Annotated in this window: 23 protein-coding genes; 7 read left to right on the top strand and 16 right to left on the bottom strand. The window is 69.4% G+C overall.

The genetic code is table 11. From position 1 onward, the window contains the following. Window positions 1–131: 131 nt before the first annotated feature. Window positions 132–455: a hypothetical protein gene (locus ACQP2Y_RS13460; RefSeq protein WP_433727858.1), complete on the bottom strand. Its 324-nt coding sequence runs from the start codon at window positions 453–455 to the stop codon at window positions 132–134. A gap of 55 nt (window positions 456–510) precedes the next feature. Between ACQP2Y_RS13460 and ACQP2Y_RS13455 the strand changes: the two genes are divergently transcribed. After that, window positions 511–1,679 (top strand): IS3 family transposase gene (locus ACQP2Y_RS13455; protein ID WP_433731921.1). Its coding sequence is split into 2 segments (ribosomal slippage): window positions 511–795 and window positions 798–1,679, totalling 1,167 coding nucleotides; the frame shifts between segments, so codons are not numbered across the junction. A 9-nt stretch (window positions 1,680–1,688) separates the two neighbouring features. On the opposite strand, the gene ACQP2Y_RS13450 is transcribed toward ACQP2Y_RS13455, so the two are convergent. Further along, entirely contained in the window at window positions 1,689–2,381 is a 693-nt protein-coding gene (locus tag ACQP2Y_RS13450; protein WP_433727856.1) for a hypothetical protein, read from the bottom strand. A gap of 177 nt (window positions 2,382–2,558) precedes the next feature. On the opposite strand from ACQP2Y_RS13450, the gene ACQP2Y_RS13445 reads away from it, so the two are divergent. Then, the gene (locus ACQP2Y_RS13445; protein WP_433727854.1) at window positions 2,559–3,176 is read left to right on the top strand and encodes a sulfotransferase domain-containing protein; all 618 of its coding nucleotides are present in this window, start codon (window positions 2,559–2,561) and stop codon (window positions 3,174–3,176) included. 445 nt (window positions 3,177–3,621) lie between these two features. Here the strand turns inward: ACQP2Y_RS13445 and ACQP2Y_RS13440 are convergent, their stop codons facing one another. The 12 genes from ACQP2Y_RS13440 to ACQP2Y_RS13385 form a co-directional block, all read right to left on the bottom strand. Continuing rightward, the gene (locus ACQP2Y_RS13440) at window positions 3,622–4,737 is read right to left on the bottom strand and encodes an MCE family protein (RefSeq protein ID WP_433727851.1); all 1,116 of its coding nucleotides are present in this window, start codon (window positions 4,735–4,737) and stop codon (window positions 3,622–3,624) included. Then, on the bottom strand, window positions 4,737–6,071 hold the full coding sequence (locus ACQP2Y_RS13435; protein WP_433727849.1) for an MCE family protein: 1,335 nt from the start codon (window positions 6,069–6,071) through the stop codon (window positions 4,737–4,739). The genes ACQP2Y_RS13440 and ACQP2Y_RS13435 overlap by 1 nt, the downstream gene beginning before the upstream one ends. Beyond that, on the bottom strand, window positions 6,071–7,132 hold the full coding sequence (locus ACQP2Y_RS13430) for an MCE family protein (RefSeq protein ID WP_433727847.1): 1,062 nt from the start codon (window positions 7,130–7,132) through the stop codon (window positions 6,071–6,073). The genes ACQP2Y_RS13435 and ACQP2Y_RS13430 overlap by 1 nt, the downstream gene beginning before the upstream one ends. Further along, the gene (locus ACQP2Y_RS13425; RefSeq protein WP_433727844.1) at window positions 7,129–8,139 is read right to left on the bottom strand and encodes an MCE family protein; all 1,011 of its coding nucleotides are present in this window, start codon (window positions 8,137–8,139) and stop codon (window positions 7,129–7,131) included. Before ACQP2Y_RS13425 ends, ACQP2Y_RS13430 begins: the two co-directional genes overlap by 4 nt. Further along, a complete protein-coding gene (locus ACQP2Y_RS13420; RefSeq protein ID WP_433727842.1) occupies window positions 8,136–9,158 on the bottom strand; it encodes an MCE family protein in 1,023 nt (340 codons plus the stop codon). The genes ACQP2Y_RS13425 and ACQP2Y_RS13420 overlap by 4 nt, the downstream gene beginning before the upstream one ends. After that, window positions 9,155–10,363, bottom strand: coding sequence for an MCE family protein (locus ACQP2Y_RS13415; RefSeq protein WP_433727840.1), 1,209 nt, complete (start codon window positions 10,361–10,363; stop codon window positions 9,155–9,157). Before ACQP2Y_RS13415 ends, ACQP2Y_RS13420 begins: the two co-directional genes overlap by 4 nt. After that, a complete protein-coding gene (locus tag ACQP2Y_RS13410; protein ID WP_433727838.1) occupies window positions 10,363–11,148 on the bottom strand; it encodes an MlaE family ABC transporter permease in 786 nt (261 codons plus the stop codon). The genes ACQP2Y_RS13415 and ACQP2Y_RS13410 overlap by 1 nt, the downstream gene beginning before the upstream one ends. Before the next feature lie 58 nt (window positions 11,149–11,206). Then, window positions 11,207–11,965, bottom strand: coding sequence for an MlaE family ABC transporter permease (locus tag ACQP2Y_RS13405; protein ID WP_433727836.1), 759 nt, complete (start codon window positions 11,963–11,965; stop codon window positions 11,207–11,209). After that, complete coding sequence (locus ACQP2Y_RS13400) at window positions 11,949–12,929, bottom strand: ABC transporter ATP-binding protein (protein ID WP_433727834.1); 981 nt, start codon at window positions 12,927–12,929, stop codon at window positions 11,949–11,951. Before ACQP2Y_RS13400 ends, ACQP2Y_RS13405 begins: the two co-directional genes overlap by 17 nt. Window positions 12,930–13,103: 174 nt before the next feature. Continuing rightward, window positions 13,104–14,057, bottom strand: coding sequence for a hypothetical protein (locus ACQP2Y_RS13395; RefSeq protein ID WP_433727832.1), 954 nt, complete (start codon window positions 14,055–14,057; stop codon window positions 13,104–13,106). Window positions 14,058–14,131: 74 nt separating this feature from the next. Beyond that, window positions 14,132–14,899 carry a hypothetical protein gene (locus ACQP2Y_RS13390; RefSeq protein WP_433727830.1) on the bottom strand — a complete coding sequence of 256 codons (768 nt, stop codon included), beginning with the start codon at window positions 14,897–14,899 and terminating at the stop codon, window positions 14,132–14,134. A 33-nt stretch (window positions 14,900–14,932) separates the two neighbouring features. Further along, window positions 14,933–15,544: a hypothetical protein gene (locus ACQP2Y_RS13385; RefSeq protein WP_433727828.1), complete on the bottom strand. Its 612-nt coding sequence runs from the start codon at window positions 15,542–15,544 to the stop codon at window positions 14,933–14,935. A gap of 423 nt (window positions 15,545–15,967) precedes the next feature. On the opposite strand from ACQP2Y_RS13385, the gene ACQP2Y_RS13380 reads away from it, so the two are divergent. The 3 genes from ACQP2Y_RS13380 (at window position 15,968) to ACQP2Y_RS13370 (ending at window position 18,441) form a co-directional block, all read left to right on the top strand. Further along, on the top strand, window positions 15,968–17,197 hold the full coding sequence (locus ACQP2Y_RS13380) for a helix-turn-helix domain-containing protein (protein ID WP_433727826.1): 1,230 nt from the start codon (window positions 15,968–15,970) through the stop codon (window positions 17,195–17,197). Beyond that, a complete protein-coding gene (locus tag ACQP2Y_RS13375) occupies window positions 17,194–17,721 on the top strand; it encodes a hypothetical protein (RefSeq protein WP_433727824.1) in 528 nt (175 codons plus the stop codon). Before ACQP2Y_RS13380 ends, ACQP2Y_RS13375 begins: the two co-directional genes overlap by 4 nt. Before the next feature lie 195 nt (window positions 17,722–17,916). Continuing rightward, window positions 17,917–18,441, top strand: coding sequence for a hypothetical protein (locus ACQP2Y_RS13370; RefSeq protein WP_433727822.1), 525 nt, complete (start codon window positions 17,917–17,919; stop codon window positions 18,439–18,441). 17 nt (window positions 18,442–18,458) lie between these two features. Here the strand turns inward: ACQP2Y_RS13370 and ACQP2Y_RS13365 are convergent, their stop codons facing one another. Beyond that, window positions 18,459–19,736 carry an acetyl-CoA C-acetyltransferase gene (locus tag ACQP2Y_RS13365; RefSeq protein ID WP_433727820.1) on the bottom strand — a complete coding sequence of 426 codons (1,278 nt, stop codon included), beginning with the start codon at window positions 19,734–19,736 and terminating at the stop codon, window positions 18,459–18,461. Window positions 19,737–19,787: 51 nt separating this feature from the next. Between ACQP2Y_RS13365 and ACQP2Y_RS13360 the strand changes: the two genes are divergently transcribed. After that, complete coding sequence (locus ACQP2Y_RS13360) at window positions 19,788–21,116, top strand: 3-oxoacyl-ACP reductase (protein WP_433727818.1); 1,329 nt, start codon at window positions 19,788–19,790, stop codon at window positions 21,114–21,116. A gap of 1 nt (window position 21,117) precedes the next feature. After that, complete coding sequence (locus tag ACQP2Y_RS13355; RefSeq protein WP_433727816.1) at window positions 21,118–21,978, top strand: MaoC/PaaZ C-terminal domain-containing protein; 861 nt, start codon at window positions 21,118–21,120, stop codon at window positions 21,976–21,978. Here the strand turns inward: ACQP2Y_RS13355 and ACQP2Y_RS13350 are convergent. After that, window positions 21,956–22,624: a TetR/AcrR family transcriptional regulator gene (locus ACQP2Y_RS13350; protein ID WP_433727814.1), complete on the bottom strand. Its 669-nt coding sequence runs from the start codon at window positions 22,622–22,624 to the stop codon at window positions 21,956–21,958. The genes ACQP2Y_RS13355 and ACQP2Y_RS13350 overlap by 23 nt on opposite strands. Between the last annotated feature and the right edge of the window lie 45 nt (window positions 22,625–22,669).

Here is a 22,669-nt window from a genome sequence, read left to right as displayed (position 1 = left end):
AGGATTCTCCCGGCGCGCTGCTGAAGCCTGGCCACGGCGGGCCGTACGGGGACGGCGCTGAGGGTTTGGTCGAGACGCCGCAACGTGGACGGGTCGGTGGCGCGATCAGCATGACCCAGCAGCACTCTGCGTCAGTCGGAGGCCTGCAGCTGGCGGGCCGCCGCGATCCGGTCGGACGGTAGCTGCTCGGCGCCCAAAGCGTATTTGACAAGTTCGTTCCGATAGCCCGCATGTGGGACCTGCGGTGCCAGCTCCAGCAGTAGGTCCAGGTCCGTGACCGAGCCTGCGGCCCGGGTCCGGTACGCAGCGCCCGCCGCCCGCAGCGTGATCTCCTGCGGCTCGTGCTCGAGCGCCTGGCCGACCAAAGCGACGGCCGCGGCAAAGTCGCCGCGCTCCGCCTCCAGATCAGCCAGATCGAGATAGAGCGACCAGTTGCCCGGATGGGTCTGCTGCACCGATAGGTGACATCTGAGATGGCTTGCCGTGCAGGCGGGCTGGAAGGATGTTGCTGTGCCCAAGCCCTACCCTCGTGCGTTCCGCGATGATGTTGTGCGGGTGACCCGTGACCGTGAGCCCGGCGTAACGGTCGAGCAGATCGCCAAGGACTTCGGGGTCCATCCGATGACGTTGTTCAAATGGCTGCGCCAGGCCGACATCGATGAAGGCGTCAAGCCCGGTGTCAGTGGCACGGAGTCGGCCGAGCTGCGTGAGGCGCGTAAGCGGATCAAGCTGCTGGAGCAGGAGAACGAAGTCCTGCGCCGGGCCGCGGCGTATCTGTCACAGGCCAATCTGCCGGGAAAAGGCTCTACCCGCTCGTGAACGAGCTGGCCGCGGACGGGATCCCCGTGGCGGTGACGTGCCGGGTGTTGAACATCGCTCGACAGCCCTACTACCGGTGGCTTGCCCGTCCGGTCACCGACGCCGAACTGGCCGAGGCGTATCGGGCGGACGCGTTGTTTGACGCCCACCGCGATGATCCGGAGTTCGGCTATCGGTTCCTGGCCGATGAGGCCCGCGCCGCCGGAGAGTCGATGGTCGAGCGCACCGCGTGGAAGATCTGCTCCGGCATGGGCTGGTGGAGCGCGTTCAGCCGCAAACAACGGCGGGGCAAAGGTGGTAGGCCGGGCCCGCCGGTCCACGACGATCTGGTCCGCCGCGACTTCAGCGCGGACGGCCCGAATCGGTTGTGGTTGGCCGACATCACCGAACACCGCACCGGTGAGGGCAAGCTCTACCTGTGCGCGATCAAGGACGTGTGGTCGAACCGGATCGTCGGCTACTCCATCGACTCGCGCATGAAATCGCGGCTGGCGGTCAACGCGCTGCACCACGCCGTCGCCCGGCGTGGTGAGGTGGCCGGCTGCGTGCTGCACACCGACCGCGGATCGCAATTTCGATCAAACAAGTTTGTCCGCGCTCTGAAACAGCACCACATGATCGGGTCGATGGGTCGAGTCGGCGCCGCCGGCGACAACGCCGCCATGGAATCGTTCTTCGGCCTGCTGCAGAACAACGTCCTCGACCGCCACACCTGGCCGACCCGGCAGCGGCTGAGGACCGCGATCGTGACCTGGATCGAACGGACCTACCACCGCCGCCGACGCCAACGATCCCTGTCCCGGTTGACCCCTATCGAGTACGAAACCATCATGACAGCACCGGCCAGTCAGGCCGCGTGACTGAACCTGTCACCTATCGGTGCAGCAGACCCGATCGAGCCGCAGCGCCCGCTCGAAAGCAGCCACTGCCTGCCCCCGATCGCCGAGAAAGCGCCAGGTCCCCGCGCGGACAACCTCGGTGAGCATCACGCGTTCCACCGAGTCCGCACGGTCACACAGGGCCAACGACTCATCCGTACGCCCACACAAGCGCAACAGAATCGCCATGCGCGCCATCGCTTCAGCCCGCGGCTCCCGGTCACACACCAGGTTGATGGCCCGCAGCCACGGCCGCAGATGCTCGCGAACCACGTCGTTGTCGAGGTCAGCGCCGTAGTCGGTGATGTTCAAGCAGGCATCGGAGAAGCCGGCCGCCGTCACCGATGCGAGGAACCGCTCATCGCCGAACCAGGGCGCCGACGCCCACGCAACGCCGGGACGATAGCCGATCACCGATCCCAACCGCCCGGCCGCAGAATCCATGTCGCCGTCAAGGAAACGCACGTACGCATCGAGCACGAACTGCCAGAGATCGCTCGGCGCCGCGACGGCCGCCGCCACTTCGCCGGGAAACTCCCGACGCAGTTCGGCGAGAAACTCGTACGGCTCCGGGTCACTGGGGTCCTCCGCGATCGCCCCGGCGGAATACGCCGCCGCCTCGGCCGGCGAGCCACCGCAATGCGCCAGGACCCGCGCGAGGGCTAGCGATACGGACTTCGACACGAAGCGGCACACTACCCGATCCAGAACCAGGTCACCGCTGCCGAGAAGGCCACGGTGCACGCTGATCGGACTGGATGCTGATCTACGTGCAGCAGCTGACACACGGTCAGCGGCTAGATGAGGATGCCGACAAACGCGCTAGCTGGCTCAGACGGTTCGGTGCTTTACCGTTCAGAGATGATTGTGTGGGTTGCGTCGTTTTCTCGCTCCGGCAACACCTTCCTACGGATCGTCCTCCACCGGCTGTATGGCGTCAGGACCTCGACTGTCTACGACGTCAAAACCCACCGGCGGCGTGATGCCGACGTCGACGAGGACGATCGGGCGATATGCCTGGTGCGAGACGGCCGTGACGCCCTGGTCTCGTGGGCCCGCCAGACGAGCGAGGAAGACCCGAGCACCTACGAGGACGAACTACGGTCAATGATTCTGCGGGTGAGTACGGTCGGAACCGGCAGTTGGGGAACCAACGTTCTCAGCTGGGTACGACCATCAGTGCCGCACCGTGTCGTCCTCCGATACGAGGACCTGATCCGTGACCCGCATGCGGCGGTAACTCCGATCATCGCCACGGTGGCCCCCACGCTTGGTCCGCGACCGGAGGCCGCCATTCCGTCTCTCGACGAGCTGCGGGGGCACGACGACCTGTTCTTCCGCCGAGGCCGCACCGACAGCCATCAGGACGAACTGCCCAACGAGCTGCACCAGCTCTTTTGGTCGCGGATCGACAACCAGGCGGCGATGGCCCTACTCGGGTACCCCAAACCCCACGACAATCAAGCCCTACAGCCTTGACACTGCACGCGGATCGCGGCATGACAATGCATTGAGTGACCGACTCCAGCTGTCGCCTGCTGGCCCTTGGCCTGTCAGGAAAGTCCGCAAGCGTTGGCCGTCACCGTCCAGCGACGCACGTCATTGGCGCGGGAGAACCGTACGGTGCTTGATGGGGTCCAGGCTGCGCCGGGTGCTGATCCCGTGAAGTACGTGCCATCTCGGTTCGCACCGAGCCGGGCCGATCTTCCTGTACATCGCTGTCCATGCGCGGACCGAGCAGGTGGAGGAGGACGTGGACGATTTGGTGTTCGAGCTGCACGCACTCCAAGAAACGCTGGTCGAGATCGAGGCGTCGATTCACGTCGGTGGATCCGACTCTGCGTGGCCAGTAATCCTCGGCCGCCGCAATCTACGTGGCGAAGGAGACCTGATTCGGGGTGGCACAGAGCGCGGGGCCCGGCGCTTATCTCTTCCCCCGCGGCGCGTTCGCCGAGCCGCGCACGCCGACGCCGGTGCTGGGCGGCAGCGAGCAGTACGCCGCGGTGTTCAGCTTGGGGGCGGGCGTCACGTCGAGCCCGTTGCGGTACGTCGTTGCGCCGTACCCACTGACGCATGGCGGCGGCTTGAAGAACGTGGTGACCAGCCCCATGTCGATGCCGTCCGGGGTGATGGCCGTCGATCCGGCCGCCGCCACGGCCGGCAGCGTCACCAGTGCCTGCTCCAGCCCGTCGCGGCGGACCAGCGCGATGTCCGAGGTGGTGAGCAGGTTGCTCAGCAGCACGCCGAGGCCCGGATCGGTGTCGTTCAGCATCCCGCTCAGCTGGTCCGCGGCCGCCGGGGCGGCGAGAATGAGGCGCCGCAGGTCCGGGTCGGAGCTGTCCAGTTGGGTGGCGAGCAGGTTCAGGTCGTGACTGAACGAGCGCAGCGCATCGCTCGACTCCTGCTGCGTCCGGAGCACCACCTGACCGTTTTCGAGGAGCTGAGTCGTGGGACCGATGTTGTCCGACGCGGCCCGGGTCAGGTCCCCGGCGGTGTCCAGCAGGATCTGCAGGTTTCCGCCCTGGCCGGCCAGTGCCCGGTCCAGCTCGTCCACCACGGTGCGCAGGTCGTCCTTGGGTACGGAGGCGGCCAGGCCCGCCGCCGAGGTCAGCATCGTGGTGACCGGCAGCGGAAGCCGGGTGTCGGCGCGCTCGATGCGCGCTCCGGCGGCCAGGTACGGTCCGCCGTCGCTCTTCGGGCGCAGGTCGACGTACTGTTCTCCCACCGCCGACCGGTTGGCCACCACGGCCTGCACCGCGGCCGGGACGCGCGGCGCGGAATCATCGATCTTGAGGTCGGTCTCGATGCCGTCGGCGGTCAGCCGCATGGCGCCGACGCGTCCGACCGTCACCCCCCGGTAGGTCACCTCGGCATTGGTGAAAATGCCGCCGGACTCGCCCAGTTCGAGGCGGACCACGTAGTAGCCGCTGTGGCCGACATAGCGGCCCAGGTCGGCATAGCGCAGCCCGATGAAGCCGACCACGAGCACACCGAGGACGGCGAAAAGGACGATCTTGAGCTTCGCACCGAGCGTGAGCATCAGCCGGTACCTCCTGCGGATGGTTCCGACGAGGCCGAAGGTGTCGAGGGCTCGGGCGTCGAGGGCTCGGGCGTCGAGGCACTGGGTGGCGAGGAACTGGCCGGCGGCGATTCCGGTGCGGACGCCGAGGGCGGGACTGCCTGCGAGGGTGGGCCGATCTGCGAAGGTGAGGTCGCCGTCGAGGGCGTAGTCCCCCACGGCGGAGTCGAACTGACGATGGGCAGCGGGAGTGGTGGAGCGCTGGCTCCGGGTGTGCTCGGCGTGGTCGAGGCCGGCGGGTGGCGGCCCTGAACCTTCTGCGCTGCGGCAGCGATGGCGTCGCCGGGCGTCAGCGGCGGGATCACGGTCGTGCCGGGCGCAGCGACCAGCGACAGATACACGTTGAGGTAGTCACCCTTGATCGTGTCGAGGGTGGCGTCGGTGAACGGGTAGGTCAACAAGATCTGCAGGGCCTGCGGCAGGGCCTGCCCGGCGTTGCTGAGCTGCCGCAGCACCGGGTCCAGCAACTTCAGGTCGGCCACGAGGTCGGCCTGGCTCCGCTCGATGGTGTCGACCGCCGTGTGGGACAGGGAGTCGAGCGACTGCAGCATCGTGACGAGCTCACCGCGCTGCTGTTCCAGCACCCGCAACCCTGGGGCGAGGTCGTCCAGAATGGCGCCGATCTGCTGGTCTCGCTGGGCCAGCGCGCCCGCGAAGCGGTTGAGGGCGTCGATCGCGGCGGTGATGTCCGCTCGATTGTTGTCCAGACTGGACATGAGTGTGTCGATGTTCTTCAGCAGCGCCTTGATCTCTGGCTCGTTGCCGTCCAGCGCGTTGTTCAGCTCCACGGTGATGGTGCGCAGCTGGGCGATCCCGCCGCCGTTCAGGAGCATGGAGAGGGCGCCGAGGACCTCCTCCACCTCCGGGTTGCGGTTCGTCCGGGCCAACGGAATCTCGGCGCCGTCGCTCAGCGTCCCGGCGCCGGAGCCGTCGGTGGGTGCGGCCAGCTGAATGTACTTCTCGCCCAGCAGGCTGGACTGGTGCAGGCGGGCCACGGCGTTGGCCGGGAGGCGGACGGATCCGTTGACGAGCATGGTGACCCGCGCGGTCCAGCTCCCGTCGGGCAGCTCGACCTTCGCCACCCGCCCGACCGGCACGTTGTTCACCCGTACCGCCGCATGCGCTACCAAATCAAGCACGTCGGCGAAGTCGGCGACGACCCGGTACGGGTGCGGGCCGAGATCGGCGCCGCCGGGCAGCGGCAGGTCGGAAGCGCCGGAGAAGGCGCCCGGGCCGCAGCCGAAGAGCAGCATCACCACGGCGGGCAGGACGAGCAAGCGGGGGCGACGATTCATCAGCGGCCTCCCGGGGCGCCTTGGACGGTGCCCACCGGGGGTAGGGGCAGGGCGGGCGCCGTCGGGGACGGCACCGCTACGGGTGGCTGGTCCGGACCGAGCTCTCTCAGGTTCCCCCTTCCCTCGAAGGACCCGGTGGCCGGGTTGTAGGCGCCGAGCACGTTGGTGAGCGCCAGCGGCGCCACGTCCAGTGCCTCTTCGAGCGAGGTGCGCTGCCGGAGCAGGGTGTCGGTGATCGAGGCCAGCTTGTCGACGTTCGACTTGATCCGGCCGCGGTTGTCCCGGATGAAGTCGCGCACCTGGAGCAGGGCGGTGGCGAGTTCGCGGAGCGCAGCGGCGAGTTCCTGCCGGTCGTCGGCGAGGAAGCCGGCCACGTCGCGCAGCTGGGTTTCCGCCTTGCGTACCTGGCCGTCGTTGTCCCTGAGCATGGCCGTGAAGCGCTCGAGGTTGGCGATGGTGTCGAACAGGTCTGCCTGAGAACCCGAAAGCGTACGGGTTGCCTTGCCGAGGTCGGCGATGCTGCTTCCCAGTGCTCTACCGTTGCCGTCCAGGTTGGCGGCGCCTGTCTCCAGGAGATCGGACAGGGCGCCGGCGCGGTTCGCGCCGTTCGGTCCCAGCGCCGTGGCCAGTCGGTTGAGACTCTCGTAGAGCTGGTCGAGCTCGACCGGCGTTGCGGTGCGCTCCACCGGTATCTCGTCGCCGTCGGTCATCTTCGCACCCCCGGTGTAGGCCGGGCTGAGCTGGACGTACCGGTCGCTGACGATGCTGGGCGCGACAACCGCGGCCAGCGCGCCGGCCGGCACCTCGACATCGCGGTCGATCGTGATCCCCACCCGTACCCGCATGCCCTGCGGACTGACCGAGGTGATGGTACCGACCGGTACGCCGAGCACCCGCACGTCCGAGCCGGCGTACACGCCGACCGCCTCGCCGAAGTACGCGACGATGTGCTTGGTGCCGAAGTCGCGCATCACGAGCCAGGCCAGCGAGCCGGTGAATACGACCAGCACCGCGAGACCAGCGGCGAGGATGCGACCCGCCCGGTACGACGTCGGACTCATCGTGTGCTCCCTGTCCTCGGCGGCACACATCCGCTCGACGGCGCGGTGCCGGCCGGCAGGTACGAGTCGGGCACGAGGCCGCACAGGTACGCGTCGAACCAGCGACCGTTGCCGATGGCGTTGCCCACCATCCGGTAGTACGGGCCGGCCAGGGCGAGTGCCCGGGTGAGGTTGTCCTGGTTGCGCTGCAACACGTCGGTGACCCGGTCCAGAGCCGCCAGCGCCGGGCCCAGGGTCGCGGTGTTGTCGGCGACCAGCCCGGAGATCTGCACGGCCAGTTGCTGAGTGCCGCTCAGCAGCGCGCCGATCGCGTCGCGCCGTCGCTGGACCTCGGCCAGCAGCAGGTTGCCGTCGGTCAGCAGCGCCTGGAACTGCGCGTTGTCGTCGGCCAGTCGCCCCGTGATCTGCCTGGTCGCCGTCAGCAGCTGGGCCAGTTGCGTGTCCCGGGAGGAGATGGTGCGCGAGAGGTCGGACAGTCCCCGCAGCGCCCCCTTCACCGAATCGGGCGTGTTGCGGAAGGTCTGCGCCATCGTGTCGAAGCTGCGGGCCAGCGCGTCCGTGTCGATCTGGCCGACGGTGTCCGACAGCTGCCCGAACGCCTCGGTGACGTCGAACGGCGAGGTCGTCCGGCTGACCGGGATGGTGGTCCGCGGGTTCTGCGATGCCCCACCGAGCGGGTCGAGAGCGAGCACCTTGTCGCCGAGCAGGGTCTTGATCCGGATGGCCACGGTGCTGGTGTCGCCGACCCAGGTGTCCTTGACCCGGAAATCGACCCGCACCACGCCGCCGTGCAGCGCCACGCGCGTAACGGTGCCCACCTTCACTCCGGCGACCCGCACTTCGTTGCCTGTGCGCAGTCCGGCCGCCTCGGTGAAGTCGGCGGTGTACGTGGTGCCGCCTCCGATGATCGGGAGGTTGTCGGCGTTGAACGCGAGCAGCGCGAGCGCGGCGGCCAGGACGAGGCCGAGTACGCCGGCGAGGACGGGATGGCGGCTGGGGCGGCTCATTGGCACCTCGCCTCGGTCACCGGGAGCCCGGTCGGCGGCGGACTGCCGTCCGAGGTGGAGACCCCGCTGACCGTCGCTGAGCAGAGATAGAAGTTGAGCCACGAGCCGTACGAGGCGATCCGGCCGATGTTCTCCATCTTCACCGGCAGGCGCTGAAGGAACGTGTCCAGCTCGGAGCCCTCCGACAGGGTGGCCGAGACCTTGCCGAGCGACACGATGTCCTGGCGCAGCGGCTCGCGTCCGCTTCGGAGCAGGCCGGCCGTGGTGGTGGTGAGATCGCCGATCGCGTCGATCGCCTGGCCGATGGGTTTCCGGTCCTGGGCCAGCCCGGAGACCAGCTCCTGGAGGGTGCGGATCAGTGTGGAGAGCTTGTCGCCGCGTGCGTTGACGGTATTCAGGACCGCGTTGAGGTTGTCGATGACCTTGCCGACCACCTCGTCCTTGGCGGCCAGGGTGGAGGTCAGTGACGCCGTGTGGGCCAGCAGACTGTCGACGGTGGTGTCTTCTCCCTGCAGGACCTGGACGACCTCGTTGGCCAGCTGGTTGACGTCCTCGGGGGCCAGCGCCTGGAACAGCGGCTGGAAGCCGTTGAACAGCGCGGTGAGGTCCAGCGCCGGCGTGGTGCGCCCGAGCGGGATGGTCTGGTCGGGCGCCAGGATCTGACCGACGGGGCCCACGCCCTGGGCCAGTGTGATGTAGCGCTGCCCGACCAGGTTGCGGTATTTGATGGCGGCGGTCACCGAGGCCGGCAGGGTACGCGCGACGTCGACGGTGAACCGCACCTCGGCCACCCGGCGGTCGACCACCCGGATGCCGGTCACCTGGCCGACCCGTACCCCGGCGATGCGGATGTCATCGCCGTCGGACAGGCCGGTCACATCGGTGAACTGGGCGCGGTAGGTCCGGGTCTCGCCAAGGCTCGTGTTGGCGATGCTCAGGCCGAGAATGGCCGTGGTGATCACGGTGACGACGGCGAACACGGTGCCCTTGATCGCCGGGCCGGCGATGCTTTTCGTCATGGTGTCAGCGTCACCTCCTTGCCGCGGAAGACCGGGCCGACCAGCAGGCTGCTCCAGGGTGGCAGCGACCGCGGTGCGACGCCGAGCGAGGCGGCCATCAGTTCGTTGAGGTACGCGCTCTCTTGTGGGGCGTTGGCCAGGCTGTCCGGGCGGGACATGGTCGGCGTGTACGGCGTGGGATAGCAGGCGGGTCCGCTCTTGTCCTGGTACGCGGGGTCGTCCTTCCCGGGCAGGTACGCCCCACGCGAAGGGGTGACGTGCAGCCTCACGTGCAGTCCCGGCTCCGACGTACCCTTCCCCAGAGCCTTGTCCATGTCAGACGCCGTGTCGGAGAGCTGTTGCAGGACACACGGAAACTCCGGCGCGTACTTGGCCAGCACGGCCAACGTCGGCCGGCTGTCGGCGGACAGCCGGATGACGGTGTCCCGGTTGTCCGCCAGGAACGAGTTCAGGTCAGCTCCGGCCGAGGTCACCGAGGCGAAGAGCGTGCGGAGATTGTTCTGCTGCTCGACCAGGGTCCGGCTGGTGACGCTCAGGTGGGTCAGCGCATCAGTGAGGTCGGGTACCGCGTCCGCGTAGCTGTTCATCACCTCCACCAGCCGGCTGATGTTCTCGTTCAGCTGTGGCAGCGAAGGTTCCAGCTCCGTCAGGTAGGCGTTGAGGTCACGCAGCGTCGTGCCGAGCTGGGCGCCACGGCCGTCCAGGGCCTGGGCGACGGCGGTGAGCGTCACGGACAACTTTTGCGGCTGCACCGCCTGCAACAGGGGCAGCAGGTCCGCGAGGACCCGCTCCAGCTCGATCGCGTTGGCCGAGCGGTCCTGCGGGATGACCGCGTGCTCGGCCAGCCGGGCCGGGCCGGGCCGGCTGGGCAGGACCAGGGCGACGTATCGCTCGCCGAACAGTGTGGTCGGCAGCAGTTGGGCCGACACGTCGGCCGGCAGCAGCGGGAACTGGTCGGGCCGCAGCGCCAGCTCCAGCCGGGCGCCGTCGCCGGTCGACGTGATCCGGCGGACCTCGCCCACCACGACGCCGCGTGCCTTCACCTCGGCACGGGGGTGCATGTTGTTGCCGGCGCTGGTGGTCTCCACATAGACCATGGCCGCGGGGGTGAACCGCCCCTGATAGCGGGCGACGACCAGCCACACCAGCAGCACGATGACCGCGAGGAACGCGAGCCCGGCCAGGCGGCGGCTCAGCATGATCATCAGCCGGTCACCTTCACCGTCGTGGTGGCTCCCCAGATCGCCAGGCTGAGGAAGAAGTCGGTCAGGCTGATCAGCACGATGGCATTGCGGACGGCGCGACCCACGGCAACTCCCACGCCGGCCGGGCCACCGCTCGCCCGGTAGCCGTAGTAGCAGTGGGTCAGGATCACCAGCACGCTGAAGACGAGCACCTTGCCGATCGACCACAGGACGTCCTGCGGCGGGAGGAACAGCGCGAAGTAGTGGTCGTAGGTGCCGGCGGACTGGCCGTTGAACAGGATGGTCGTCCACCGGGAGGCGGCATACGAGCTGATCAGACCCATGCCGTACAGCGGGATGATGGCGACGAACCCGGCCAGCATCCGGGTGGTGACCAGGTAGGGCAGGCTGGGGATACCCATCACCTCCAGCGCGTCCACCTCTTCGGAGATGCGCATCGCCCCGAGCTGGGCGGTGAAGCCGGCGCCGACCGTGGCGGACAGGGCCAGGCCGGCCACCAGGGGCGCGATCTCCCGGGTGTTGAAATACGCCGAGATGAAGCCGGTGAAGGCAGAGGTGCCGATCTGATCCATCGCGGCGTACCCCTGAAGTCCGACGACGGTGCCCGTGAACATGGTCATCGCGACCATCACGCCGACCGTGCCGCCGATCACGCCCAGGCCGCCACTGCCGAAGGCGACCTCGGCCAGGAGACGCAGGATTTCCCTCGAATACCGGAACAACGCGCGAGGCACCCACAGCGCGACCCGCACGTAGAAGACGAGTGAGTCGCCCAGTATGTCCACAGGAGACAGGGCGCGGTCCACTAACGACGGTCGCCGCGTGCCCGATGCGTGTGTCACCTCATGCACCCTTCGGCGGTACGACGCGCAGGTAGATGGCCGTGATCACCAGGTTGACGAAGAACAGCAGGAGGAAGGCCACTACGACGGACTGGTTCACCGCGTCACCCACCCCCTTGGGGCCACCCTTGGCGGAGATGCCCCGGTTGGCCGCGACCACCCCGGCGATGAAGCCGAAGATGAGCGCCTTGATCTCGCTGACCCACAGGTCGGGCAGGTGCGCCAGGGCGGAGAAGCTGGCCAGGTACGCCCCTGGCGTGCCGTTCTGCATGATGACGTTGAAGAAGTACCCGCCGACGACACCGACGGTGGAGACCAGCCCGTTGAGCAGCACGGCGACGCCCATGGCGGCGTGCACCCGGGGCACGACCAGGCGCTGGACCGGCGAGATGCCCATCACCTCCATCGCATCCATCTCCTCCCGGATGGTGCGAGCGCCCAGGTCGGCGCAGATGGCCGAGCCACCGGCGCCGGCCACGAGCAGCGCGGTGACCAGTGGACTGGCCTGCTGAACGATGGCCAGCACACTGGCCGCCCCGGTGAACGACTCCGCACCCAGCTGTCGGGTCAGCGAACCGACCTGCAGGGCGATGACCGCGCCGAACGGGATCGAGACCAGCGCCGCCGGGAGGATCGTCACGCTGGCGATGAACCAGAACTGCTCGACGGTCTCGCGGACCTGCGGCCGGGTGGTGAGCGACATGCGGGCCACCTGAGCCGCCAGCGTGAACACCCGGCCGGTTTCAGCCAGTGCGTTCATGGGACACCTCATTGCGGCCGGCCAGGATGCCTTGCTGGGCCGCGGGTGGCAGCTGGTGCAGGATCCGCATCACCCGCTCCTGCCGACGCGCGACCGCCTGCCGGTACGGCTGGCCCGGAGTCGGCGTCAGCTGCGGTACGACGCCGCGGACATCGTCCAGGTCGGGTTCAGTCATCGCCTCCGCGGCGGTGGCCGCCGCGTCCTTCTCCTCGGACATACCGATGGGCCCGCTGCGCCGGCCGTTGAGAAACTGCGCCACCACCGGTTCGTCGCTGGTGAGCAGCACCTCGCGAGGGCCGAAGGTGACCAGTTGCCGGCGATACAGCATGCCGATGTTGTCCGGCACAGTCCGAGCCATCTGAATGTTGTGGGTGACGATCAGGATGGTCGCGTCGATCTGCGCGTTGAGGTCGATCAGCAGCTGTGACAGGTACGCGGTGCGCACCGGATCCAGCCCGGAGTCGGGTTCGTCGCACAGGATGAACTCGGGATCGAGGACCAGCGCGCGGGCCAGGCCGGCGCGCTTGCGCATACCCCCGGAGATCTCGCCGGGCAGCTTGGACTCGGCTCCGCTCAGGCCGACCATCGCCATCTTCTCCTCGACGATGGACCGGATCTGCCGTTCGTTGCGGCGGGTGTGTTCGCGCAGTGGGAAGGCGATGTTGTCGTACAGGTTCATCGAGCCGAACAGCGCGCCGTCCTGGAACATCACCCCCATCAGCCGCCGGGTGCGGTAGAGCTGGCGCTCCCGGCAGGAGACGATGTCCACGCCGTTGATCACGACCCGGCCGCGCTCGGGCCGGACCAGGCCGACGAGGGTTTTGAGGAAGACCGTCTTTCCGGTGCCGGACGGACCGAGCATGACCGAGATCTCGCCGGCCGGCAGGGTCAATGAGACGTCTCGCCACACCGTGTGCCGGCCGAAGGACTTCGTCAGACCGTCGGCCTCCACTTCGATGCCCATTACAGTCTCCGGCCTATCGGGGAGCAAGGTTACTCGGCAGTACGTTCTGGCCGGCACGTTACTTCCGGCAACATCACGGCACAAGACGACACCCGCCGGTCGGCTTTTGCCCGGCCAAACTTGTCACAGATTGACAAGAGCCAATGCCAAGATTGTCAATCGACGACAAAGGCGTCATCGTTGCGGCGCCGGTATCTCGGGCGGACATCCGTTGGCGCCGGCGGTCCCGGGGGAGCAGAGGTTCCCCTGGATCATCTTGACGTAGTTGTTCGGCCCCGACAGCGGCGCGGTGAACAACGGGTTCAGATCCTCCCCGTCGGCGCCCCGGCAGCCGGTGAACGCGGGGATGGTGGTCGTACCGGTGAGCGGTCCACCGCGGGCGACGGTGTAGCCGGCCGGCGGGATGGTGCTGTTGTCACCCGATCCGACGAGGGTGAAGTTGTCGGTCGCCGGCTCGGTCGTGTGGCAGTCCGCGCCCGCGGCGAGCGGCACGCCGTTCACCTTGACGTCGGTGAGCCGGATAGAGATCCGGCCGGACAGCGTGGTCGAGACGAGGGTGTGCTGGCCGTTCGCCTGCGTGGTCTCCGCCGAGCCGGTGATCGGACCGAGCAGGCTGAGGTGCATGGTCGCGCTGACCGGCACAAAACCGAACGTCAGGAACGTCGCGGTGGCCGGCGGGAACTCCCCCTCGGACAGGCCCGGGGTGATGCCGTTCGGCTCCAGCATGAACCGGTAGTCGGTCACGGTGTGCCGGACGCCGCCGCGGATGACGCACAGGCCGAGCGGGATGGTGGACGGAACGCAGAAGCTCCGGTTCGCGGTGATGACCACGCTGGCCAGGGCCGGGTCGGGCGAGCCGAGCAGCGCGGCGCCGTCCAGCTTGGTGACGTTGGAGTAGCCGACCACGTACGCGCAACCCAGCTGCTGAACCTGGCCCGGCACCTGGAACGCGCTGCATGCGGGCGGGGTGGGTGGCGCGGCCCGGGCCGCCGTGAGCAGACCGGCCGGAGCGGCGCGACCGGCCCGGTGATTGCTGGCCGGCGCGGCCGAGGTCAGCGTGCCCGCTGCCGCGAGCAGCACCGCGACTGTGGCCGCGCGGGTCAGCCAGCGGATGCTGTTACCCAGCAAGGAGTCTCCCCCGTCGGTGGGGCCGCGCCCTGGTCGCCGGGGCGACCGGGGCGCGGCGGCGGTTCCGATCCGGACTACGGCGACGTGATCTGCAGGGCAGAGTCGAGCACGTACGGCGTGTCGTTGCCGAACGGGTTCTCGGCGTCAGCGGTGGCGTAGTAGGCGCCGATGTCACCGTTCTGCACCTCACCGAGGCAGCCACTGACGTTGCTGATCGTCAACGGCCCGTCCGGCAGCGTGACGTCGCCGGTGGTGGAGGTGCCGTACTCCGGCGCGATGTCCGGAGTGACGTTCAACGACTGGGTCGCGTTGTCGTAGTACACCGGCGCGTCGCCCGAAACGGTGAACGAGCAGGCCGGCATGGACACGTTGACGTTCTTGATGTGGATGTAGCCGTCCCCGTTCGCCGGGGTGACGCCGTCGGACTTCACGCCCGGGTAGTTCTGGATGACGATCTCGTACGGCGTGTCCGTCGCGATCGAGGTCACCGAGCCGAGCAGGCTGGTGCAGCCGCCGGCGGTGTTGAACAGCAGGCTCCCGACGCCGGCGGCGAATGTGGCCGGCAGCGCGACGCCCGACTGGCTGGGCAGCGCTCCGGTGGCCTGCGAGCCGTAGTTCTGGCCGCCGCCGCTCGTACAGGTCAGCGAGATGCCGGTGGTGAGATCCAGGAACGAGCTGTGCGAGGTGACGGCGGTGTACGAGCCGCCCGCCGCCGGGTTGGTGACGGTGATGGTGGCCGCGGTGTCGGCGGCGTGGACCGCGCCGGCGCCGATCAGGACCGCCGCGCTGGTCGCAGCGGCACTCGAGAACAGGATGCGGGTCACGCGGGTGCGCATTCTCATCTTTGCCTCCTCAGTGGGGGATGCACTGCCGGCTCAGCCGAGGACGGCCGGGCCGAGGGTCAGGGTGAGCGTGTTACCCGGCCCCGGGATGGTCAGGTTGATCAGTCCGGTGTTCAGCAGGCAGTGCTCGAACGGCGGGATGGTGTACGTCCCGGAGACGACGCCACCGCGCAGCACGCTGAACCCGGACTGCGAGGCCAACGGGATCTCGGCCGGCCGGACGGTCTGGCAGCGGCTGCCGACCAGAGCGGGCAGGCCCGCGATGGTGAGGCGAGTCAGCCGGAGGGTGATGTGCGACGTGCTCTGCATCGCGCCGGTGTTGAGGTTCAGCGACCCCGTGGTCGGCTCCGCCTCGATGAACTCGACCGTCGCGCTCACCGGGATGATGCCGAGTTCCTTGAAGTTCCCGATGGCCGGGGGCAGGGAGACGCTGGCGGTGAGTGCGCCGCTGTCCAGGTTGACGGTCGCCTTCAGACTGCCCGGACCCAGCGGCAGGTCGGAGTCGTTGGAGTTGATGTGGCTGACGCCGTTGATCGGATAGGTGGCGTTGATGTCGGCTGCGGCGGCGGCTGGTGAGGCGCTGACGCCGACTGCCGACGCGGCCATCGCCGCGACGAGGAGAACACTTGCTTTCCGTACGCGCATTGGCACTCTCCTGGGGAAATGCCCGCGACCGAATGGTCGCCGGGCCTGGCTGTAGCCCGCTCCGCCGGCCCCTTCCCGAGTCCGCCCGGCGCCGTCGGCAGGACCTGGGATGGCGGGCCGTCAGTAGCTCGAAGTCGGCCTCGGCGGTATGTTACTGACGGGTTACAAAGGGCCACAAGCAGAGACGCCGATGAATTGCTCGGGTGCCCGGCGAGCCGCCGTTTCTTATCACTTCCAGCACGAAGTGCCGACGCGGATTGTCACGGCACGCGCAATTCAGCCCCAGGACGGGGTCCGGAGCAGCCTGTCGGATTTGTTAGCTATGACCGGTATAGAGGGCAACTTGCGCCAAGTCGACCGACATGGACTATGTTCGATGCCACGTCGAACCGGCCGCCCGGTGTCGGAAAGGGGCAGACGTCGATGACCCGTCCACTGCAGGCCGACAGCCACGCCACGAGGAGCAGCCGGGCGAAGCCTCCGGAGGTGCTCCCCCGCCACCTGGCCGTCATCATGCGGGCCGAACTGCCGAGCCTGGCCACCGAGATCATCACCGAGATCCGCGAGACCATTCCCGAGTACGCCCGCCCCATGGACGGCCCGTACGGCCAGGCCATGCGGCTGGGCGTCGAGCACGCGCTCGAGTCCTTCATCGACCAGATCGCGGACCCGTCCGCGTCCCACGAGGGCTGGGACGGGGTGTTCCGGCGGCTCGGCCGGTACGAGGCGAACGAGGACCGCAGCCTGGACAGCCTCCAGGCGGCATACCGGGTCGGCGCCCGGCTGGCCTGGCAACGGGCCGTGAAGGTGGGCCGACGGGAAGGCCTGCTGTCGTCGACCATGTTCCAGCTCGCCGACACGTTGCTCGGCTACATCGACCAGTTGGCCACGCTGTCCGTCGAGGGGTACATGGAGGCGAAGGCACGCAACGCCGACGCGCTGAACCAATGGCGCCGTCGGCTGCTCCGGCTGATCCTGGAGTCCCCGCCCGCCCCCGAGAGCGCGGTGAAGGACCTGGCCAACCTGGCCGGCTGGACGGTGCCCGACGAAGTCACCATGATCGCGGTGTGCCTCCGCAACCGGGATGCGACGCCGCCCAAGGATGACGTGTTGTCCGACCTGGACAGCGTCGAGCCATACCTGCTCGTGCCCGGTCGGCCTTCGGCGGACCGCCGGACCCGCCTGGTCGCGGAGTTCCCCGGCAGTCGCTTGGCCGTCGGTCCCACGGTGCGGCTGAGCGCGGCAGCGGACTCTCTGCGCTGGGCCCGGCAGGCGCTTGCGCTGGCCGAGTCCGGCGCGATCGATACCGGGCCGGTGATTCTGTGCGAGGAACATCTCTGCGAGATGCTGCTGGTCTCCGACTGGGCGCTTGTCGAGCAGCTCGCCGACCGCGAATTCGCCGCCGTGCGGACGATGAGCCCGCACCGCCGGGAGCGGTTGGTCGAGACGCTCGAGGCCTGGCTGGACGCGCGCGGGTCGGCGGCCAAGATCGCCGAGCGACTGAGCGTGCATCCGCAGACCGTCCGCTACCGCATGCGTCAGCTCGAGCAGAGTCTCGGCGAGCAGCTCGACGATCCCGACTCCCGCTTCGCCATGGAACTGGTGCTGCGGGCCCGCCGGCTGCACGAGCGAGCCCACGGAGTTGTCAAATGACCGTTACCCGCCAGCGTCCCCGCCACCTGCTGGTGGTGCTGGCTCTCGTCCTCGCCCTGGTCGCCGCCGGCGCCGCCGGGTGGACCGGCTGGTCGTGGTGGTCGGCGGCGCACGACGACTCGCTGCGGTATTCGCAGACCCGCGACGACGTGCTGCGCGCCGCCGAGCAGGCGATCCAGAATCTCAACACGCTGGATTACCGCACGGCGGAGAGCGGCATCAATCTCTGGATCGACTCCACCACCGGCACCCTGCACGATCAGCTCAACCAGGGCCGCCAGAACTTCCTCACGCAGATCCAGAAGGCGAAGACCATCACCACGGCGAAGATCCTCGACGGCGCGGTGACCGAGCTGGACGAACGGGCCGGCAAGGCGAGCGTCATCGTGGCCATCGAGTTGACGGTGACCCCGGCGACCGGCCAGCCGACCACCAAGCGGGAACGGCTGGCGGGCCAGCTCACGCGGACCGGGTCGACCTGGAAGCTCAGCTCCATCGGACAAGTACCGGTTTCCGCGGCCTGAGCCCGCGTACGGAAGGAACCAGCACGCATGCCGACACCCACCCGCCCACCTCGGCGGACCGTTTCCCGGCGGATGGTGCGACGCCGGCCGCTCACCGATCCCACCCCGCCGCCACCGCAAACCCCACCCGCGCAACCGGAATCCTCCGCGACACCACCGGAGCCCCCGGCTGCACAATCTGCCCTCCGGCGGCCCATGACACAGGTCTTGGTGCTCGGCGCGTGCGCCGTGGTCCTGAGTGGACTGGCCGCGTGGTTCGCCCAGCAGGCCCACCAGGTGCGCACCGCGGCGGGCACCAACATCGCGCTGACCGACAACGCCGCCACCAGTGAGGCGAACGGTCAGGTCGCCACCGCGGTCAACACGCTCTTCTCGTACAACTACAACGACCTCGACAAGACCCAGCAGGCCGCCCGGAGCCTGCTGACCGGTAAGGCCGTCTGCCAGTACGACCAGCTTTTCGCGGTGGTACGGCAACATGCACCCCAGCAGCGTCTGGTCGTCACGGTCACGGTCACCAACAGCGGGGTGCAGATGTTGACCGGCAACCGCGCGCGGGTGCTCGTCTTCGCCACCCAGAGCGACACCAGCACCACCACGAAACAGACCTCCACCGCGGGCGCGATGTTCTCCGTCAACGCGGTGCGCCAGGACGGATCCTGGAAGGTGGAGAACATCGACACCTTCAGCGGGGAGGCGCGGACCTCCAGCTGCCGTTGACGCAGCCCAGCCGCGGGTCAGCGTTCCAGGATGGCGACCACGCCCTGGCCGCCGGCGGCGCAGATGGAGATCAGGCCACGGCCGGAGCCCTTCTCGGCGAGCAGCTTGGCCAGGTTCGCCACGATCCGGCCGCCGGTCGCGGCGAACGGGTGGCCGGCCGCCAGCGATGAGCCGTTGACGTTGAGCCGGTCCCGGTCGATCGAGCCGAGCGGCGCGTCCAGGCCCAGCCGCTCTTTGCTGAACTCGGGCGACTCCCAGGCGGCCAGGGTGGCCAGCACCTGCGAGGCGAACGCCTCGTGGATCTCGTAGAAGTCGAAGTCCTGCAGGGTCAGGCCATGACGGGCGAGCATCCTGGGTACGGCGTACGTGGGTGCCATCAGCAGGCCCTCGTCGCCGTGCACGAAGTCGACGGCGGCGGTCTCGCAGTCGGTGAAGTAGGCCAGCACCGGCAGCGACTGCGCCCGCGCCCATTCCTCGGAGGCCAGCAGCACGGTCGACGCGCCGTCGGTCAGGGGCGACGAATTGCCCGCGGTCATGGTGGCCCCGCCGGCGCCGAAGACCGGCTTGAGCGCGGCGAGCCGGTCCAGGCTGGTGTCCGGGCGCAGGTTCTGATCCCGGGTCAGCCCCAGGTACGGCGTGACCAGGTCGTCGAAGAAGCCCCGGTCGTACGCGGCGGCGAGGCGCTGGTGCGAGGCGAGGGCCAGGGCGTCCTGCGACTCGCGGTCGACGTTCCAGCGCAACGCGGTGAGGGCGGCGTGCTCGCCCATCGACAGCCCGGTGCGCGGCTCGGCGTTGCGCGGAATCTCCGGACGGAAGGCCTGCTGGGGACGGAGCTTGGCGGCGGCTCGGAGCCGGGCGCCGAGGCCGCGGGCCCGGCTGAGCTCCAGCAGCGCCCGCCGCATGTCCTCGTTGAGCTGCAGCGGCGCGTCCGAGGTGGTGTCCACCCCGCCGGCGATACCGACCTCCAGCTGACCCAACGCGATCTTGTTGGCGACCAGGATGACGGCTTGCAGCCCGGTGCCGCAGGCCTGCTGGATGTCGTACGCCGGGGTGTGCGGGTCGAGCTGGGAGCCGAGGACGACCTCGCGGGTGAGGTTGAAGTCGCGGGAGTGCTTGAGCACCGCGCCGGCGACCACCTCGCCGACCCGCTGCCCGGCCAGCCCGAACCGGGCGACCAGCCCGTCCAGGGCGGCGGTCAGCATGTCCTGGTTGGTGGCGTGGGCGTAGCGGCTGCCGGACCGGGCGAACGGGATCCGGTTTCCACCCAGGACGGCGACGCGGCGCGTGTTCTGCACGGCACTCCTCCGGGAGCTTGTCAGTAATCTACTGGCGAGTAGGTTACTCGCATGGGTGACACATACGCGACCTTCACGAACACCGGCCTGGGCCGAACCGTGGTGCGGCGGCTGGGGCTTCCCGATCCGCCCCGGTTGCGCCGCCACGAACCGGATGCTCCCCTCGCGCCTGGCCCGGTGCTGCTGGGTGCGGCGCCCGGCGGGCGGCTGGGCTGCCCGGTCCGCGACCTGCTCGACCGGGCCGGCACCGACGTGCGCGGCGGCATCGAGGGCGGCACCCGCTACGGCGCGCTGATCTTCGACGCCACCGGGATCCTCGACTCGGCCGGGCTGCGGGCGCTCTACGACTTCTTCCACCCGGCGGCCCGCTCGGTGCTCGGCTCCGGCCGGGTGGTGGTGCTGGGCACGGCGCCCGAGCTGTGCGGCTCGGCGCGGGAGGCGACCGCGCAGCGTGCGCTGGAAGGGCTGGTCCGCAGCATCGGCAAGGAGTTCGGCCGCGGTGTCACCGCGCAACTCGTCTACGTGGCACCGGGCGGCGAGGAGGCCATCGAGTCGACACTGCGCTTCCTGCTCAGCGGGCGTTCGGCGTACGTCTCGGGTCAGGTGATCCGGGTCGGCGCCGGCCCGGCGACCGCGCCGGCCGACTGGGACCGGCCGCTGGCCGGCAAGATCGCCCTGGTCACGGGAGCGGCCCGGGGCATCGGAGCGGCCACCGCGCGGGTGCTGGCCCGCGACGGAGCCGAGGTGATCGCGCTGGACGTGCCGGCCGCCGGCGACGCTCTGGCCGACGTGGCCAACGAGGTACGCGGCCGGGCCCTGCAACTGGACCTGACCGCGCCGGACTCCGGGGAGCGACTGGCCGCCCACCTGACCGGCGGGGTCGACGTCGTGGTGCACAACGCCGGGATCACCCGCGACAAGACGATCGCCCGGATGGACGCCGCCCGGTGGGACTCGGTGCTCGACGTGAACCTGGCCGGCCCGGAGCGGATCAACGACGTCCTGGTGGAGCGCGGGTTGATCGGTGACGGTGGCCGGATCGTCGGCGTGGCCTCGATCGCCGGGATCGCCGGCAACCGGGGCCAGACCAACTACGCCACCTCCAAGGCAGGCGTGATCGGCCTGGTGCAGTCGTGCGCCCCGGACCTGGCCGGTCGGGGGATCACCATCAACGCGGTCGCGCCCGGCTTCATCGAGACCGCGATGACCGCCCGGATGCCGGTGCTGCTGCGCGAGGCCGGCCGGCGGATGAACAGCATGACGCAGGGCGGCCTGCCGATCGACGTGGCGGAGACCGTCGCCTGGCTTGCCTCGCCCGGCTCCGGCACGGTCACCGGAAACGTGGTCAGAGTCTGCGGCCAGAGCCTGTTGGGAGCTTGAGATGGTGGTTGATCTGACCGGGCGGCCCGGACCCTCGTACGCCCGGATCGCTCTTGGCCTGCTCCCCCGCCGCCGCGGCACCGCGCTGCCCGACCGGACAGCGATCCGCCGCGAGGCGGTCATCGACCGCGAGCACCTCGCTCGCTACGACCGGGTCTGCGGCTTCCGACTCGCCGACGCGCTGCCGGCCACTTATCCGCACGTGCTGGCCACGCCGCTCGCTATGCGGCTGATGTCCGCCCCCGACTTCCCGTTCCCGCTCGCGGGGCTGGTGCACGTCGCGAACCGGATCACGGTGCGCCGGCCGATCGACGCCGGTAGCCGGCTCGACCTGTCCGTGCGGGCGGCCGGCCTGCGCCCGCACGACCGGGGACAGCAGTTCGACGTCATCAGCTCGGCGACTGTCGACGGGGAGGAGGCGTGGCGCGGCGTCTCCACGTACCTCCGCAAAGATCGACCGGGCGAGGGCGGCGGCAGCCGGGGCGACCGACCGCCCGGGCCGGCCGCCACCGCGCGCCGGCGGGTCCCGGTCCGGGTGGGTCGCGACTACGCCGCCGTCTCCGGCGACCACAACCCGATTCATACCTCGTGGCTGGGCGCGCGCCTGTTCGGCTTCCCCCGCCCGATCGCGCACGGGATGTGGACCAAGGCACGATGTCTGGCCGCCCTCGACGGGCGGCTGCCGCCGGCCTACAGCGTGGATGTCGCCTTCAAGTTGCCCATCCTGCTGCCGGCGACGGTCGACTTCGCCGCGGCGCGAACCGCCGGCGGCGGCTGGGATTTCACCCTGCGTGCGGCGGACTCCGGCCGCCCCCACCTGACCGGCTCGGTCACCGGGGTCACGCCGCGTCCCGGGACGTGACCGGCGGCTCGGAGCCGCCCGGGGCCCAGACATCGCCGCGGAGCAGCTGCGCGGCGCCCAGCCAGGCGACGTTCATCAGCCGGCCGGCGGTCTTGTCCGGGTCGGCGTCCGGGTGATCGGCCAGCCAGTCGGCGAGCGATTCCCCGGCACCGACCAGGGCGTACGCGCTGACCTCGAGATCAATGCCGTGGATCTGGCGCCCCTCGGCCCGCACGGCCCGGTCCAGCATGTCGGCGATCACGTCGACGATGCGCCGGCGCATGGCGGCCAGTTCGGCGGCGAACGGCTCCTGCCCGCGGGCCTGCCGGTAGAGCACGGCCCATCCGTCGCGGTGTGCGCCGACGAAGGCGAAGAACGCCCGCAGGCCCGACCACAGCTGGTCGCTCAGGCCGAGGGTGGGGTCGACCACCTCGGCGATCGCCTCCATCAGCCGGGTGGCCTCCCGGCGCAGGCAGGCGATGAACAGTTCTTCCTTGGTGCCCAGATAGGCGTAGACCATGGGCTTGGAGACGCCGGCGACCTCAGCGATCTCGTCCATCGACGCGGTGTGGAAGCCGTGGTGGGAGAAGACCCGCACCGCGGCGTCGAGCACCTGCTGCTCACGGATCTCACGGGGCAGTCGCTTGAAGGTGCGAGTGGTCGACACCCTTGTCAGCCTACGCATCCTCCCCGTAACTTAACGCGCCAGTAG

This window comes from Actinoplanes sp. CA-051413 (genome assembly GCF_050955795.1).
Classification (GTDB): domain Bacteria; phylum Actinomycetota; class Actinomycetes; order Mycobacteriales; family Micromonosporaceae; genus Actinoplanes.
Note: the sequence above shows the minus strand (reverse complement) of the source record. Positions and strands in the feature narration are given on the sequence as shown.

Coding starts and splice junctions, on each gene's coding strand:
- ACQP2Y_RS13355 (WP_433727816.1), top strand. CDS start 21,118: ATGGTGGTTGATCTGACCGGGCGGCCCGGACCCTCGTACGCCCGGATC.
- ACQP2Y_RS13425 (WP_433727844.1), bottom strand. CDS start 8,139: ATGAGCCGCCCCAGCCGCCATCCCGTCCTCGCCGGCGTACTCGGCCTC.
- ACQP2Y_RS13440 (WP_433727851.1), bottom strand. CDS start 4,737: ATGCTCACGCTCGGTGCGAAGCTCAAGATCGTCCTTTTCGCCGTCCTC.
- ACQP2Y_RS13445 (WP_433727854.1), top strand. CDS start 2,559: ATGATTGTGTGGGTTGCGTCGTTTTCTCGCTCCGGCAACACCTTCCTA.
- ACQP2Y_RS13390 (WP_433727830.1), bottom strand. CDS start 14,899: ATGAGAATGCGCACCCGCGTGACCCGCATCCTGTTCTCGAGTGCCGCT.
- ACQP2Y_RS13415 (WP_433727840.1), bottom strand. CDS start 10,363: ATGATCATGCTGAGCCGCCGCCTGGCCGGGCTCGCGTTCCTCGCGGTC.
- ACQP2Y_RS13430 (WP_433727847.1), bottom strand. CDS start 7,132: ATGAGTCCGACGTCGTACCGGGCGGGTCGCATCCTCGCCGCTGGTCTC.
- ACQP2Y_RS13400 (WP_433727834.1), bottom strand. CDS start 12,929: ATGGGCATCGAAGTGGAGGCCGACGGTCTGACGAAGTCCTTCGGCCGG.
- ACQP2Y_RS13405 (WP_433727836.1), bottom strand. CDS start 11,965: ATGAACGCACTGGCTGAAACCGGCCGGGTGTTCACGCTGGCGGCTCAG.
- ACQP2Y_RS13360 (WP_433727818.1), top strand. CDS start 19,788: ATGGGTGACACATACGCGACCTTCACGAACACCGGCCTGGGCCGAACC.
- ACQP2Y_RS13435 (WP_433727849.1), bottom strand. CDS start 6,071: ATGAATCGTCGCCCCCGCTTGCTCGTCCTGCCCGCCGTGGTGATGCTG.
- ACQP2Y_RS13370 (WP_433727822.1), top strand. CDS start 17,917: ATGACACAGGTCTTGGTGCTCGGCGCGTGCGCCGTGGTCCTGAGTGGA.
- ACQP2Y_RS13375 (WP_433727824.1), top strand. CDS start 17,194: ATGACCGTTACCCGCCAGCGTCCCCGCCACCTGCTGGTGGTGCTGGCT.
- ACQP2Y_RS13385 (WP_433727828.1), bottom strand. CDS start 15,544: ATGCGCGTACGGAAAGCAAGTGTTCTCCTCGTCGCGGCGATGGCCGCG.
- ACQP2Y_RS13380 (WP_433727826.1), top strand. CDS start 15,968: ATGACCCGTCCACTGCAGGCCGACAGCCACGCCACGAGGAGCAGCCGG.
- ACQP2Y_RS13420 (WP_433727842.1), bottom strand. CDS start 9,158: ATGACGAAAAGCATCGCCGGCCCGGCGATCAAGGGCACCGTGTTCGCC.